The sequence below is a fragment of the Actinoplanes sp. OR16 genome, from assembly GCF_004001265.1.
In the GTDB taxonomy this organism is placed as follows: Bacteria; Actinomycetota; Actinomycetes; order Mycobacteriales; family Micromonosporaceae; genus Actinoplanes.
The window spans coordinates 5,828,330-5,843,871 of the sequence record NZ_AP019371.1 but is presented as its reverse complement, the minus strand read 5'-3'; the positions used below and the strand labels follow the sequence as shown (position 1 = coordinate 5,843,871).

Sequence of the window (15,542 nt, the reverse complement as noted above, 5' to 3'; positions counted from 1 at the left end):
GACGCGCGGACGTCAGGCGGGCAGCGTCCACTTCTGGTTGGCGCCGCCGTGGCAGTCCCAGATGTGGATCTGCTGGCCGTCGGCGGAGCTGTTCTGGCTCACGTCCAGGCAGCGGCCCGACTGCGGGTTGCGCAGGGAGCCGTCGGCCTGCGGCGACCAGTTCTGGGCGGCGGTTGCGTTGCACGTCCACAGTTGCGCCTTCGTGCCGTTCGCCGTGCCGCCGCCGGCGACGTCGAGGCACTTACCGAGGGCGCGGACGGTGTTCCCGGACCGGGTCCAGTTCTGCGCGGCGGTGCCGTTGCACGAGTAGAGCTGGACCTTCGTACCGTCGGAGGAGGCTCCTCCGGCCACATCCAGGCACTTGCCCGCCAGGCCTCTGATCGGGCCGGACGGGGAAGAACCCAGCTCTTTGATCCGGATGTTGCGGAAGGACGCGGTGTCGTCGGCGCCGTGATTCTGGATGCCGATGTGGCCGGCGAGGGAGCGCACCGGATCGGGATTGAGGAAGTCATTTATCTGTACGCCGTTGAGGAACACCCGCAGCCGCTCCCCTTCGACCAGCAACTCGTAGGTGTTCCACGCCCCGGGAGGATTCAGCGCGGCATCCCGGGCCGCCAGATCGGCCGACTGGAACGTGTAGACCGCGCCGGTCGTCCGGTCGGCGGCATCGGTCGCGTCGATCTGCACCTCATATCCGTTGTTCACGGCCGACCACGGGTCGCCGGACGGCGGGAAACCGAGGAAGACGCCGGTGTTGTCGTCGCCGTCCAGCCGCCAGTCCAGCTTGAGCGAGTAGTTCGTGAACTGTTTCGCGCTGTACCAGTAGAGGCCCATGCCACCGGTCGACGTCAGCGTCGCGTCAGCGGAGACGAAACCGCCGGGACCGGCCTGCGACCAGCCGGCGGTCGAGCCGTTGTAGAACGGGGCGTACCCGGTCTCCGGACGGCAGTCCGCCTTGGCCTGGCCCGCCGCATACCGGATGCCGCCGAGCAGGTGGGTGCGGAAGGCGCTTTCACCGTACGAGGAGATCGTGTGCCCGCCGCCGGTGTAGAAGGACCGGCCACCCTGGTACGCCTTGCACCACGCGTGCGGATGATCAGCGCCCATCGTGCCGCCGGAGTACGACGACTCGTCCAGTGTCGCGAGCACATGCGCGGTGGATCGGGCGTTGGTGCGGTAGTCGTACCACTCGTCGGTGCGGTTCCAGAGCTGCGGCAGGTGGGCGGTCGCCGGGTGGGCGCGGTCCTCGACCTTCACGGTGGCGGGCTGGATCGCCGGGTGCGAGGCGAACCAGGCGCCGACGAGTTCGCCGTAGAACGGCCAGCCGTACTCGGTGTCGGCCGCCGCGTGCACCCCGACGAACCCGCGCCCGGACCGGTACCAGTTCTCGAACGCGGTCTGCTGCGCGTCGTTCAGGACGTCGCCGGTGGTGTTCAGGAAGATCGCCGCCTCGAAGCCGGCCAGGCCGGACGCCGTGAAGACGGCCGGGTCCTCGGTGGCGGTCACCGTGAAGCCGTTCGCGGCGCCCAGCTCCCGGACGGCCTGGGTGCCGGCGGCGATCGCATCGTGCCGGAACCCGGCCGTGCGGGAGAAGACCAGCACGTCGTACGGGGTGTCGGCGTTCGCCACGGCCGGGATGCCGAGGGTCGCCGCGATCATGGACAGAACGAGCAGGGCTCTTCTCATGACTGGACCCACTTCTGGTTGGCGCCGCCGTAGCAGTCCCAGATGTGGATCTGCTGACCGTCGGCGGAGCTGTTCTGACTGACGTCGAGACAGCGGCCGGACTGCGGGTTGCGGATGCTGCCGTCGGCCTGCGGCGCCCAGTTCTGCGCTGCCGTGCCGTTGCACGTCCAGAGCTGGGCCTTCGTGCCGTTGGCGGTGGCGCCGCCGGCCACGTCCAGGCACTTGCCGAGCGCGCGGTAGGTCTGACCGGTCCGCGCCCAGTGCTGCGCGGCGGTGCCGTTGCAGGTGTAGAGCTGGATCTTCGTGCCGTCGGCGGAGGCCGCCCCCGCGACGTCGAGGCACTTGCTCGCCAGGCCCTTCACCGGGCCGGACGGCTGGGTGGCGAAGGTGAACGCGTCCAGGTCGTAGAGCGCGCCCGCCCCACCGGCGAAGGTCAGGTACAACGTCGTCGAGCCGGTCGGGGCCCCGCTGATCGCGCCGGTGACCGTGGTGAACGTGTCCCAGGCGCCGGTCACCGGGACGGTCGCCGAGCCGAGCACCGTTCCGGTCGGGGAGCCGGCGCGGACCTGCAGCGTCCCGCCGACGCCGGCGGACGAGACCCGGGCGGTGAACGAGGTGACGTTGCCGAGCTGGTAGGGCTCGAACGCGATCCAGTCGCCGTTGCCGATGTCGCCGACGGTCCGGCCGCCCTCGGCCGGCGTCTTGGTGAACGTGTTGACCCCGGAGGAGGTCGTGAAGTGCTCCGCCTGCCGGTGCCGGGGCTGCAGGATGTGCTGCTGGTGGGTGGTGAGCCCGGCCGCGTCGGTGTACTCCGCGTCGAACACCGCGAAGATGTTGGCGGCGTCGTCGTGCTCCCCGTCGACCGGGATGGTGATCTTCCCGGTGCAGCCGTTCACCGACGTGATCTGGTGACCGTGGCTGTCGTGCCCGAGGACGTAGGTCATCTTCGCGCGGCCGCAATCCACGGTGCCGTCCTCGGGATCACGGGGAGTGAAGGAGAACGGGACGGTGTCCCCGTACGAGAAGAGCTGCCCTTGACCCGGCGTCCCGATGCTGATGGCCGGCGCCGTGTTCCCGACCCCGATCTGCACGCTCGCGGTACCGGACGCACCCTGCGGATCGGTCACGGTGAGCGTCACGTTGTAGGTGCCGTTGGTCGTGTAGGTCTTCGTCGGATTGCTCGACGACGACGTCGTGCCGTCGCCGAAGGCCCAGGAGTAGGTGAGCGCGCCGCCCTCCGGGTCGGACGAGCCGGCCGAGGAGAACGCGACGGTCAGCGGCGCCTGCCCGGTCGTCGGCGTGCCCGCGGCGACGGCGGTCGGCGCCCGGTTGCCGCCACCCACGTGGTCGTAGCGGTACAGCGCCGAGTTGGCGTCGCCGTTGAAGTACCCGGTGCCGTAGTCGAGGACGTAGAGCGCGCCGTCCGGGCCGAACGCCATGTCCATCACCTGCTTGCCACCCCAGGTGAAGTCGGAGATCTCCCCCCGCGACCCGTCCGCGCCCACGTGGATCGGCTTGATCCAGCCGCGGCCGAGCTCACCGGCGAAGAAGTGCCCGTCGAGCGACTGCGGGAACTTGGTCGCCGACGGATTCGCCGCGTCGTAGCGGTAGACCGGGCCGGCCATCGGCGACTCCGAGCCGCTGCCGAACTCGGGCGGGCTCCCGGCGTCGCCGGCGTACCGGATCCAGGCCGCGCGGGCCGGCGGCAGCGTGGCCTGCCCGGTGTTGCGGAACGAGTTGTTGGTGGCTCCGGCGGCGCAGGCGTACTTCGGTCCCGTCGCGCCGGAGGCGAAGTTCCATTCGTTGTACGTCTCCGTGCTGCTGTTGGCGCCCGTGCAGTACGGCCAGCCGTAGTTCCCGGCACTGGTGATCCGGTTGAACTCCACCTGGCCGCTCGGTCCCCGGTTAGCATCGGTCGAGCCCGAGTCCGGCCCGTAGTCGCCGAGGTAGACGACGCCGGTCGCCTTGTCGACGCTCATCCGGAACGGGTTGCGGAACCCCATCGCGTAGATCTCCGGCCGGGTGTTCGCGGTGCCGGCCGGGAACAGGTTGCCGCTCGGGATCGCATAGGACCCGTTCGCGTTCACCTTGATCCTCAGCACCTTCCCGCGCAGGTCGTTCGTGTTGGCGGCGGTGCGCTGCGCGTCGTACGCGGGGTTGCGGTTGGTCCGCTCGTCCAGCGGCGAGAACCCGGCCGAGTCGAACGGGTTGCTGTCGTCGCCGGTCGACAGATAGAGATTGCCGGCCGCGTCGAAGTCGATGTCCCCGCCGACGTGGCAGCAGATGCCCCGGGTGGCCGGGACGTCCAGGACGGTGACGGCGCTCGCCGTGTTCAGCGTGAAGTCGGCGTTCAGCGTGAAGCGGGACAGCCGGTTCACGCCCTCCCACGCCGAGAAGTCGGTGCCGGTCGCCGGGGCGTCGCCGGCCGGGGTGGACAGCGGCGGCGCGTAGTAGAGGTAGATCTGCCGGTTCGTCGCGAAGCCCGGGTCGACGCCGACGCCCTGCAGGCCCTCCTCGTCGTGGGTGTAGACCGGCACCGTGCCGATCACGGTGGTGGTCCCGGCCGCGTCGGTACGCCGGAGCGTCCCGTTGCGTGCCGTGTGCAGCACCGAGCGGTCCGGCAGCACCGCGATCGCCATCGGCTCGCCGACCTCGGCGACCCCCTTGGCGAGCGTCACCTGCTGGAAGTCGGCGGCGTTCACCGGGTGGGCCTGGGCCGGCTGCGGCCAGGCAATGATCAGGATCAATGCGGCAAGAATCGGTTTCAGGCGCATGGCAGGTCCATTCCGCGAGGGATGTCAGATGCGGGGACCTGCGCCGACACACCGATCTGACCGGATTCTTTCGTGTTACCCGGACGTTAATAACTTTCGATGTCCCTGTCCATCCTTTCGTCGGCACTGACGAAAGTCCCGGATAAAGTCCGTTCATGGACGTCGTCGTGGTGGGTGCGGGGATCGCCGGTCTGTCGTGCGCGCGGACGCTCGCCGCGGGCGGCGCCCGGGTGCGGGTCGTCGAGCGGGGCCGGGTGCCGGGTGGGCGATTGGCGAGCCGGCGGTACGACGGCCGGTACGCCGACATCGGGGCGGCCTATCTCGTCGCGGACGACCCGGACTTCGCCGCCGCCGTCGCGTCCTGGCAGGCCCGGGGCCTGGCCCGGCCGTGGACCGACACGCTGCGCGTGCATCCCGGCGACACGGCGGCCACCGGTCCGATGCGCTGGGCGGCGCCGGGTGGCCTGCGATCCCTGGCCGCCGACCTCACCACCGGCCTGGACGTCAGCTATTCCACCCCGCTCGACGCGATCCCGGGCGACGCCGATGCCGTCGTCCTCGCCATGCCCGGCCCGCAGGCGCTGCGCCTCGACCCGCCACCGGGCATCCTCGCCGCGGCTTCCTCGCAGGTCTGGCAGCCGGTCATCGCGGCGGTGCTGAGCTACCCGTCCCGCGAGTGGCCCGACTTCCGCGGCGCCTTCGTCAACGACCATCCGGTGCTCGCCACGGTGTGCGACGACGGCTCCCGGCGCGGCGACGGCGCTCCGGTGCTGGTGGCGCACTCGACGGCGGCGCTGGCCGCGGAACACCTGGCCGATCCGGCCGCCGCCGGGCCGATCATCGCGTCCGCTGTCGCGAGCCTGCTGGAGCTGGAGTCGGAGCCCCGGATCGACGTGCACCGCTGGACCTACGCCCAGCCCGAACCCGGCGACGCCGCCTACGCCACCGACGGCCGCGTCTGGCTCTGCGGCGACGCCTTCGGCCGCCCCCGCGTCCAATCCGCCTGGCTCTCCGGCCGCGCCACCGCACGGGCGATCCTCAGCGATTAGCCCGCCTGCGGGTCCGCGACTTCGCGGCCGGGCTCCTCGCGCCGCTGCCGGTCACGACAGGCCTTCTCAGCAGCGCGGAAGCCGGCCGATGTCGCTCAGGTCCCACAGCCGCACGGTCGCGTCGTCATATCCAGCGGTGGCGAGCAGGGAACTCTCCGGGACCCTGGTCATGGTGTCTATCTCACCGGCGTGGCCGGCCAGCTTCGCCACGCAGGCTCCGGTCTTCGCGGAATACAGCTGGATCGAGCCGTCCGTCTGCTCGACCGCCAGGTGTTCACCCACTTCCTTGTACGCACCTCGCGAGTGGATGCGATCGCCGAGCCTCAGGCCGGTGGTCGCATCCACCAGCTCCAGGTCGAGGCCTTGTCCGTATAGCGAGACCTTGGGATACACGACTATCCGGTCATCGGTGTTCTCGAGTGCGAAGGCGCCCTTCTTCGCATCGATCGCGAGGATCACGTCTCCGGTACGAACGTCGATCAGCCGTTCAGCCCCGAATTTGTCGATCGCGAGCACGGCCGTGGCGAGGAGCCCGACGTACTTGGCGGACTCGACGTCGCTGATCTCGACCCCGCTGGGATCTCCGTCGATCGCCCATAACCGAAGAGCCGTGTCGTCCACCCGCCCCGCGACGAAGGACCCGCCTTTCCCCATGCCGGTGAGGCTGGCGCCGGAAGCGCCCTGGAATTCCTTCCGGACCGCACCGTCGTTCCGTAGCAGGACCAGGCTGCCGTTGTCCCGCACCACCGCGATGACCGTCCCGTCGGGACTGAGCCGGTAGTCCTGAAAGTTTCCGGCCACCGCAGGCAACCGCTTGATCGACGCGGCCATGCCGCCCAGCGACACGATCACGACCTCACCCGTATCGGCCACCATCACGGCACGACTGCTGTCGTCGCTGAAACTCATGGAAGCCTGGACTTCGGCCGGAAGCACGGTGATGTCGGTGTTCCGCGTCAGATCGCGCAGACGATAGCTTTTCTCGTCGGCGAGGGCGAGCCAGCGCCCGTCCGGGCTCATGACCACCCGGAGATTCGGGTCCGGACTGGAGAACACCGGCTCACGGCTGCTGGTGGGCCGGACAGTCTGGGCGTCTTCGCTTTGAACCTGCACAAGCAATCGGTCGTCGCTGAGGATGAAGCCGTCCTCAGGCGCCTGGTCGCTGTCGAAGACCGTCACGCCGGTGGAGTAATTCCACAGCGCCAGCGCCGGGACACCGGTCAACTCGTCGGATCTCGTATTCTCGACGCCGATCGTGCGCCCGCGCGGCGCGAACCAGACGGGTTCGTCGTCGGAGTCGTCCGGGTCCTGCTCCGGCACTCTCATGTCACGCAGGACCGCGCCGGACGGAAAACCCCATAGCCGGCCCGAAGCGATGCCGTCATCTTGATCGATCTTCAGTGGGTCGTACTTCTCCGCGTACTGGGTGAACAGAGCGTCGCCATCGGGGCTGAAGAATGCACGTTCACATCCCGCGAAGGCGGTCGGGATCTCGAGAGAAGCGGATTCCAGCTCGACCCCGGTCGCGGTCTCGAAGACGCGCACCTCGCGGTCCTCGTAGCTGCAGAGAGCCGTGTACGCCCCGTCCGTACTGAGCGCGATGTCGTACGGTCCGAGACCGTAGGCCCCCGGCAACGTGTGAACGGCCCGGTTCTGCGGCGCATAGGCAGCGCTGCCCCCGACGATGAGAACGGCGGCGGCCGCAGCGGCGATCCGCAGGCCTCGCTGCCGCCGGCGCAGCGTCACCGGGGAAACGGCGGTTGTCACGACATCCCTGCGCTGGAGGAGACGGTCCTGCAGCCGTACGTGCCGGAACTGGTAGTGGGCCCCGACCCGGCGCAGAAGCCCGATCTCGTGCGTCTTCTCCAGGAAGGCCGTCAGATCGGCCGGAAGCGCACCCTGCAGGGAGAGCACGGCCGTAATGATCTTGTAGCGCGGCCAGGCATGCGTCAGCAGCACGAGCAGGGCGAACAGCACACCGGGAAGCAGGCCTAGTCCGAGCACCAGCGAAAGACCGCGGTCCGGGAAGCCGACCGTGATGTCGGCGATCGCGACGCTCAGCAGCTGGCCGGGTGCCACGTTTCCGGGAAAGCCGCCTCGCGCGGTCAGCGCATCGCTGATCGCCCGGCCCGCGAACGCGCCTCCGACCAGCGCGGGCAGCGTCAGCAGCGCGACGATCAGCCCGGCGACCGAGGCGCTCACCAGTGACGACCGCCGGTCCTGGCGCATCGTGTCGACGGGGTCGACGGCGTTGGCGCGGTCCTGGCCGCCGTCCAGCCACCGCTGGATGCCGATGGCCATACCGGCGACGAGCGCGACCCCGGCCGTCGCGCCGGCCGTCTCGATCAGGACTCCGAGCCAGTAGACGGACCACCCACCGGTGACCGTGACAGCCAGGGCGCCGGCCAGCAGGATAGGGACGCCGGGCACCACCACGGCCAGCACGCCGAGGCGGAAGCCTTCGCCGGCGCGGGCGGGGAAGCTGGCCAGGTCGAACGACAGTCGCTGGGGGGTCCGGCCGGACCCGGTGAACCAGACGGTGATGACAATGAGGGCGAAGACCAGCCCGATGCCGCAGGCGACCAGGATGTTGATCGTCGGCAGCACCGCCCGCTCCGAGTCGAGCCAAGCCATTCCGCGGGCGATAGTGAGCGTGAGCAGCGAGCCCGCCCCGATGGAGAGAACCAGCAGCGCCCACGCCGGCATCGCCCGGTCGGCCAGCCGCCACCAGGCGAAGTCTCGTTCGCCGTGCTGGTGCAGGTGGCGGGCCAGGAACGACAGGTAGCGGCGGTTCCGCGCGATCCGCTCCACGTCCTTCGTGCCCGGTGCCTCCGCCGAGGCGGGCGAGCGGAAGGCGGCGTCCACCGCCGCGCTGCTCAGATGGTCCTCGATGGAGATCGCCGTGGGGAGAGCGAGCAGCTCCTCCGGCTTCGCCTCGGGCATGTTCTGATAGACGGATGTCGCCAGCGAGACATAGAGCGGCGTCGAGAGGACCTTGGAGAGGTCCGCCGTCGGCCGGCGGAGAACCGGTTCCCAGCTCGTGTCCTCGGGCCAGCGCTGCCGCCGGAGGTAGACACGCAGCACATCGGCCGGGATCGGGTCGACCTCGACGGCCACGGCCTTGTGCAGGACGGCCGAGGTGGCCGCGACCAGGTCCTCGTAGTCCTTTGAGCGACAGGTGACGATGAGATGGCGCCCCTCCCCGACCGCGCTGTTGATCTCATCGAGGATGACTCGCTGAGCGGCGTCGGTGATCTCGTCCAAGCCGTCGAGGATCGGGATGAGCATGTTGTCCCGCAGCAGCTTGTGCGGCCGATCTCGCCGGCCGTCGTAGTAGGCGGCCGCGATGCTGTCCTCGAGCCAGTCGTCGAGGCCCTGTGTCTTCGGGTCCCAGGTCGAGACACTGAGCAACACCGGGACGGGATCACCGGGCCGGCGGGCGCGCACCAGTCCGATGGCGAGCAGCAGAGCCAGGACCGACTTGCCGGCGCCGGGCTCACCCAGCACCACCAGTCGCCCCGGGCGCATCGCGCGGAAGGTGTTCGTGAGGCTGCCGACGGCCGTGCCGAACTCCTCGCCGAGCTGCCCGTCCAGCTTGGGCCGGGACGGCCGCCCGCCGCGCCCTCGCTTGACGGCGACGAGGTCATCGACCACCGGACGCCGGGTCTCCGACCAGCTCAGCGGCAACGTGGACCGGCCGCCCAGCCGCCGGGCCTCGGCCTCCTTCTCCCACTGTTCGCCGATCCGTTTCGCCAGATCGTCGGCGATCTCTGAGGCATCGAGGTCGGTGGTCGTCGTTCTGCGCGCGCCGGCCACGTCGACCGCGAGGTTGGCCCCCGCAAAGAGCAGGCCGAGGGCGCCCGCCACGATCGCCGCCGTGCCGGGATCCGCGGTGGCCGCCCAGTAGGTGCCGCCTAGAGTGACCGCGGCTATCCCGATGAGCGACATCCGCTTGGGGCTGGGAAGCCACTTGCGCTGGGACACACGTGCATCCGATCACAGAGTCGCGCATCCGGCATCCGACGACCGGACCAGCCGTGCCGTCTGTCCTTTGAGGCCAGTATGGCCGGGCGACGGCGTCGACCGGGCAGCGACTCCGTGCGGCGGCCCCGTACGATCAAGGTCATCAAGCGAATAGATCTCATCGTTCCCGCGGGTCTGGTTGCCGGCCTCCGGATCCCGTCGCTGTCGGTCACCGACGGATCCTCCGAACCGGTGTGGGCCGACGTTCCGGTCGGGTGGCGTCGATCCGTGCGATTGCCTCTCGACGACCGGTCGGCACGGAGTGTCCGCCGGTACGTGGGACTGCGGCCCTGGATCCTGCTGATCTCGCTGCTCGCAGTGCCGGCCTGGTTGATCCTGGTCTACGCCGACCTGCCCCGGACCGCCCGCCTCATCGCGCACGCGGTCATCTTCATGGTTCCGGTCTCGCAGCTTTGCATGCACTTTCTGATGCGCGGGCTGCCGCCATTCCCCACTCAGAACGGTGATCTGCGCATTCCCCGGGTGCCGGTCGAGGTCGCCCATGCGTGGATCGGCTCCAACCCCGGCGTCTCCGCCACCGCCTGCCCGGCGCCGCGTGCGCGTCCCCGCCGCTTCTACGTCGGCTGGGCCCTCACCCTGGTGCCGGTGTCGATCGGACTGGCACTGTGGATGGCGAACAACGGCCGTGAGGACGCCATCCTGCTCTGGATGCTGGTTCCGGCACTGTTCACCGTCGGCATCGTGATGGCCTTGAGGATCCCTACACCGGTCAGCGGCCGAGCCGTGCGCACCTGGCCGCCGGGCGTCTAGCACCCCAGGCCGCCGCAGGTCGTCCTCGAACCGTTGAGCCGGCAAGGAGTGGCGCCTCCCCCATCGAATCCGCAGGCCCGTACGGCTGAGTGTCACTGCCGGCGCGGCCGGGCTGCCCGCCGTGACCCTGCCTCCCTTCACCGGCTACGACGAGCCGACCAGCCCGACGGGAAGGCACCGGGCAGCGCGGTACAAGGCCCGGAAACGGATCTCCTGCCGGAGTTCTAGAAGGCCAGCCTGTCGTAGCCGTCGTTGTCGCAGGTGCGGCGCTGGGCTATGCAGTTGCGGACGCGCTGGTTCATCGCCGTGACGTCCCACATCAGGAACGCGTCGCCGTGCATGGACGAGGCGCTGCGACCCGTCGGATCCGAGGACAGGTAGTAGCCGGCCTTGCTGCCCTTCGCGCCGTACGCGATGTCGAACGTCAACGCCGGAATGCGGACGGGATGGGTCTTCGGGCAACTCCGGTCCGTACCGAAGGCGACGTGGTCCTTGTGGTCGGGACTGTCCAGATGCCTGCCGTCCCAGCAGTCCGGGAACGGCAGCATGAAATGCAGGGTCGCCGGCTCGCCGCAGACCGGCCAGTTGCCGTTGTCGCTGCGGGCGTAGCCGTCGATGTCGCCGGGACCGTAGAAGGCGCAGTAGAACTGGCCCTGTGCTCCTCGCGGCGTCGGCACCTTCTTCTTCGCGTCGCCGGCGATCATCCGCAGTCCGTTGGGGATCGGCTTGACGCCTCGGGAATTGTCGCGGATCGACCGGTAGTAGACCCGGAAACCGGTGGTCTCGACCGGCTTCCTCGTGGCGGCGTCGTAGAGCGTCGGCACCCAATAGGCGGAATGGTCCGCTCTCGGCTTGCAGGTCGTCGCGGTGAACTTCATCAGGTCGTCGGCGGTGGTCGCCGCGTCGACGGCCTTGTTGCCGACGAACGAGTGCATGTGTGAGGCGCCCGGCAGATTCGGGAAGACGATCGGGTCGTCCGCTTTCCGGTGGCTGTAGGCGCAGTCGGCCCGGAACTCCGGCAGATTCCCGGCGTCACCGGCCGGGTCGGCTTTCGTTCCGGCATAGGCGCTGAGCTGTTTCTTCCACGCTTCCCGGTCGACTGGAATCCAGCCGGCTTCCGATTTCGCCGAAGGCTTGACCGAGGATCCGGCCGAGGGCGTGATCGGGGCAGACGGCGACGCCGGGACGGACGGAGACGCCGGGACGGACGGAGACGCCGAGGGCGGCACCGCCGGCGGCCGGCGGCGGGCCGCGGGGTCGGCCGGAGCGGCACAGCCGGCCAGGAGCACGACCGTCCCGGCGATGGCGGCGAGACGGGAACGGAGAACGAGAGGCGGCACGGACCGGAACGTTAGGTGGGATCCGCGCGCCCCGGAAAGCGACTTAAAGGAACGTAAAAGAAAGACTGGCCGGCCGTACAGAAATGCGGGAAAAGCGTTATCGGCAGTCGAGTTCCTCGTCCGGGTTCAGGGCGTCCTCCAGCGGGATCGTCGCTGTGCACGTGCGGCCGGACATCGCCGCCTCCAGCTTGAGGCTGCGGAACTGGTCGGAATCGGTCGCCTGCAGGTGGACCTCGGCGTAGCCGTCGCGGTCGGCGGTCACCACGACACGGGCCACCCGGGCCTGACCGGCGCCGGCGGTGAAACCGGTGAGACTGGCGTCGACCAGGCTGCGGGACGGCAGGCCCGGCAACTCCAGCAGCACCGAGATCCTGGTCTCGCCGGGGACCCCGGACACCGACAGGGTCATCGCCGGCTCGTCGCCGGACGGCGGTTCGAGGACGACGATGAGCGCTGCGGCGGTCGCCAGGAGAACGGCGAGGCAGCTGGTCAGGGCTGCGGCTGCCGACGTACGGAAGCGGGTGAGGAGCGAACCGGAGAGCGCGCCCACCGTTGCGATCGAGCCCGAGGCGACCGCGAGGACCGCCAAGGTCCGCGCGGCCGGCGAGGCGTTCAGGCGATCAGCGGTGACCAGGCAGAGACCGGTGATCAGCACACCGACGGCGCTGATCGCCACGGCGGCCGGCGTACGGGAGGCGTCCACGTCCCGACGCTACAAAGGGCGGCCCGTCGCGGACCGCCCTTTGCGCGAAGAGGATCAGATGAGGCCGAGCTTGCGGACGGCCTCGCGCTCCTCGGCCAGCTCGTTCACCGAGGCGTCGATGCGGCCGCGGGAGAACTCGTCGATCTCCAGGCCCTGCACGATGGAGAACCGGCCGTTCGCGGCGGTGACCGGGAACGAGGAGATCAGGCCCTCCGGGACGCCGTAGGAGCCGTCCGAGATGACGGCGGCCGACGTCCAGTCGCCGTCGGCGGTGCCGTTGACCCAGGTGTAGACGTGGTCGATCGCGGCCGAGGCGGCCGACGCGGCCGAGGACGCGCCCCGGACCTCGATGATCTCCGCGCCGCGCTTCGCCACCCGCGGGATGAACTCGTCGGCGAGCCACGCCTGGTCGTTGATGGCGTCCCGGACGCTGTTGCCGTTCACCGTGGCGTGCGAGACGTCCGGGTACTGCGTGGCGGAGTGGTTGCCCCAGATGGTGACCTTCTTGAGGTCGGCCACCGAGACGCCGAGCTTCGCGGCGAGCTGCGCCAGGGCCCGGTTGTGGTCGAGGCGGGTCATCGCGGTGAAGCGGTCGGCCGGCACGTCGGGGGCGTGCTGCTGGGCGATCAGGGCGTTCGTGTTGGCCGGGTTGCCGACCACGAGGACCTTGATGTCCGCGGCGGCGCCGGCGTTGATCGCCTCGCCCTGCGGCTTGAAGATGCCGCCGTTGGCCTCGAGGAGGTCACCGCGCTCCATGCCCTTGGTACGCGGGCGGGCGCCGACGAGCAGCGCCACGTTGGCGCCGTCGAAAGCGGCCTTCGGGTTGTCGAAGACGTCCACACCGGCGAGGGCCGGGAAGGCGCCGTCCTGCAGCTCGAGGGCCACACCCTCGGCGGCCTTGGTGGCGGCGGGGATCTCCAGCAGGCGCAGCTTCACCTTTTTGTCCGCACCGAGCAGCTGCCCCGAAGCGATGCGGAACAGCAGCGCGTACCCGATCTGGCCCGCGGCGCCAGTGACGGTTACGTTGATCGGCTCGGCCATGAGCATCTCCCTGTTAACAGTGTGGGCACACAATCGTGATTCACACACCTTATAAGGCGTTCAGCGGACGATGGCCATGATAAGTACGTCACTCACCGGCGTCTCGCCGCCGCCACCGGCCAGACGCTGTCGAAGTCCGGGATCTCCGATCCCGGGCGCGGGCGCCGGCCGCGAACGGGGTGGCGGCCCGGTCGGGTCGACGCAGCACGGCTCGGTGCCGCCGTCGCCCTGGTGGGCGAGCAGCACATGATGACTCCATGGAACCTCGGCCTCTGCGACCCGGTGAGCTCGTCGCCCTCGTCTCGCCCGCGGGACCGGTCGACGCCGGTCGGGCGGAGGCCGCGGCGCGGGTGCTGGCGGGCTGGGGTCTGCGGTACCGGTTCGGCAGGCATGCGCTGGGCCGGGACGGTCTCTTCTCCGGTACGGACGAGCAGCGCCTCGCCGACCTCGACGACGCCCTCCGCGATCCTCAGGTGCGGGGCGTCATCTGCCTGCGCGGCGGCTACGGCGTGCAGCGGATCGTGGACCGGGTCGACTTCGCGGCCCTACGCCGCGACCCGAAACTGATCATGGGCTTCTCCGACGTCACGGCCCTGCACGCGGCGCTGTGGCGGACGACCGGATTGGTCTCCGTCCACGGCCCCACCGGAGCGAGCCTGCCGGCGTCCGCCGAGGAGGCCCGCCGCGTGCTGATGACCGCTGATCCGGTCACGCTGCACGGGGTGAAGTCGGCCGGCTCGGCGACCGGCGTGCTGCTGGGCGGCAACCTCACCATGCTCGCCACCAGCGCCGGCACACCCGACCAGCTGGACCTGCGCGGCGCGATCCTGCTGCTGGAGGAGACGAACGAGGCGGCCTACCGGGTGGACCGCATGCTGGTGCAGCTCCGCCGCTCGGGCGGCCTGGACGGGCTGGCCGGTGTCGCGGTGGGGACCGGCCTGCCTCGCGAGATCATCGAGGAGCACTTCGCCGTGCCGGCGCTGTTCGGCCTGCCGGTGGGCCACGGGCAACGCCAGAGCGCCGTGCCGCTCGGGGCCCCGGCCCACCTGGATGCCGGGGCCGGGACCCTGACCGTCTACCGGGGGACGCAGGTGCGGTCGGCGTAGCACTTCAGCGGCGGCTCGGCCGTCAGCTCCCGCGCCCTGACCATGGCGTTGGCGCTCTGCACGAGCGCGGCTGCCGCGTTCGCCCCGAAGGTGACCGGGTCGACGGCCGGCATGAGCGGCGGGCCGCAGCGGTCCGTGCGGATCCGCGCGGCGGCGGCCGGGCCCGGGTGGGTGAGGGCGTCCATGCCGATCAGGTAGGCCGCGTTGTCGTACGCCAGCCCGAAGTGCTCGACCAGCTCCCCCGGGCAGACCGTGCCGACCTCCAGGTTGCCGACGTTCGGAGCGGCCGGGAGCGCCGACGAGGTGTACGGCACGACGATCTCGTCGGCGTGGGTCATGACCTGCGTGTAGTCGATGCCCGGCCAGGTCTGCGGCCCGTCGTTGAGCGCCGCGAGGAACCGCGACCCGGCCCGCTGCTGCCACCGCGCCGCCGGGCACTCCCCGGCCGCCGCGCACTGGGCGACGAACGTGGCCGTCCCGTGGTTCGGCGGCGCCAGCGCCACGTAGTCGTCGACCATGCCACGGGTGTCCGGCCAATACTTGAGCGCCCACCTGCCGATCAGCCCGCCCTGGCTGTGCCCGACGAGCGCGATCGGGGCGCCGGCCGCGGCGTGCAGGATGCGGATGGCCCGCACCACGTGCTCGGCCGCGACCTGCACGTCCCCGCTGGCGTCCTCGGGCAGGTCGATCCCGCAGTAGGCGCGCTTCTCCAGCGCGAACGCCCGCGCCCAGTTCCAGGAGAAGTTGGCCGCGAAGCTCGACCCCGTCCCGTGGATCAGCAGCACCGGGGTGCGCCCGGCCTTGGCGCTCGCGGCGGCGTCGCCCGCGCAGTGCAGGCGGAGCCCGGAGGCGGCGATCGCCGGCCCAGGTTCCCGGTTGGGCATGGCGAAGGCCGCGCCCACCCCGGTGACGAGGACGGCGAGGGCGCCCAGCAGCAGGGCGCGGATGCCGAACGGGCGGGGACGGTGCTGACGCATGGTGCCGGTGCTCCTCGTCGGTCTGAGATACCAGCGAGGGGAACGACGGTCCCCGGACTGTGGTGACGCACC

Annotated in this window: 10 protein-coding genes; 3 read left to right on the top strand and 7 right to left on the bottom strand. The window is 70.4% G+C overall.

What is annotated here, in order from left to right; genetic code table 11:
* Positions 1 to 12: 12 nt before the first annotated feature.
* Both EP757_RS26660 and EP757_RS26655 read right to left on the bottom strand, forming a co-directional pair.
* Positions 13 to 1,686 (bottom strand): ThuA domain-containing protein, encoded by a 1,674-nt coding sequence (locus EP757_RS26660; RefSeq protein WP_127550486.1) that lies wholly within the window; start codon positions 1,684 to 1,686, stop codon positions 13 to 15.
* Positions 1,683 to 4,460, bottom strand: coding sequence for a PQQ-dependent sugar dehydrogenase (locus EP757_RS26655; protein WP_127550484.1), 2,778 nt, complete (start codon positions 4,458 to 4,460; stop codon positions 1,683 to 1,685). Before EP757_RS26655 ends, EP757_RS26660 begins: the two co-directional genes overlap by 4 nt.
* A gap of 155 nt (positions 4,461 to 4,615) precedes the next feature.
* Between EP757_RS26655 and EP757_RS26650 the strand changes: the two genes are divergently transcribed.
* Positions 4,616 to 5,509 (top strand): NAD(P)/FAD-dependent oxidoreductase, encoded by an 894-nt coding sequence (locus EP757_RS26650; RefSeq protein WP_127550482.1) that lies wholly within the window; start codon positions 4,616 to 4,618, stop codon positions 5,507 to 5,509.
* 66 nt (positions 5,510 to 5,575) lie between these two features.
* On the opposite strand, the gene EP757_RS26645 is transcribed toward EP757_RS26650, so the two are convergent.
* Positions 5,576 to 9,493: a WD40 repeat domain-containing protein gene (locus EP757_RS26645; protein WP_127550480.1), complete on the bottom strand. Its 3,918-nt coding sequence runs from the start codon at positions 9,491 to 9,493 to the stop codon at positions 5,576 to 5,578.
* Positions 9,494 to 9,760: 267 nt separating this feature from the next.
* Between EP757_RS26645 and EP757_RS26640 the strand changes: the two genes are divergently transcribed.
* On the top strand, positions 9,761 to 10,303 hold the full coding sequence (locus EP757_RS26640; RefSeq protein ID WP_127550478.1) for a hypothetical protein: 543 nt from the start codon (positions 9,761 to 9,763) through the stop codon (positions 10,301 to 10,303).
* A 224-nt stretch (positions 10,304 to 10,527) separates the two neighbouring features.
* Here EP757_RS26640 and EP757_RS26635 read toward each other — a convergent pair whose 3' ends face one another.
* From EP757_RS26635 to EP757_RS26625, 3 genes are all read right to left on the bottom strand, one after another.
* Positions 10,528 to 11,643, bottom strand: a complete 1,116-nt coding sequence (locus tag EP757_RS26635) for a DUF1996 domain-containing protein (protein ID WP_127550476.1) — start codon at positions 11,641 to 11,643, stop codon at positions 10,528 to 10,530.
* Between the two features lie 97 nt (positions 11,644 to 11,740).
* The gene (locus EP757_RS26630; RefSeq protein ID WP_127550474.1) at positions 11,741 to 12,346 is read right to left on the bottom strand and encodes a hypothetical protein; all 606 of its coding nucleotides are present in this window, start codon (positions 12,344 to 12,346) and stop codon (positions 11,741 to 11,743) included.
* 54 nt (positions 12,347 to 12,400) lie between these two features.
* On the bottom strand, positions 12,401 to 13,387 hold the full coding sequence (locus EP757_RS26625) for a malate dehydrogenase (RefSeq protein ID WP_162521019.1): 987 nt from the start codon (positions 13,385 to 13,387) through the stop codon (positions 12,401 to 12,403).
* 257 nt (positions 13,388 to 13,644) lie between these two features.
* On the opposite strand from EP757_RS26625, the gene EP757_RS26620 reads away from it, so the two are divergent.
* Positions 13,645 to 14,493 (top strand): LD-carboxypeptidase, encoded by an 849-nt coding sequence (locus EP757_RS26620; RefSeq protein ID WP_127550470.1) that lies wholly within the window; start codon positions 13,645 to 13,647, stop codon positions 14,491 to 14,493.
* Here EP757_RS26620 and EP757_RS26615 read toward each other — a convergent pair.
* Positions 14,463 to 15,470, bottom strand: a complete 1,008-nt coding sequence (locus EP757_RS26615) for a triacylglycerol lipase (protein WP_127550468.1) — start codon at positions 15,468 to 15,470, stop codon at positions 14,463 to 14,465. The genes EP757_RS26620 and EP757_RS26615 overlap by 31 nt on opposite strands.
* Positions 15,471 to 15,542: the final 72 nt, after the last annotated feature.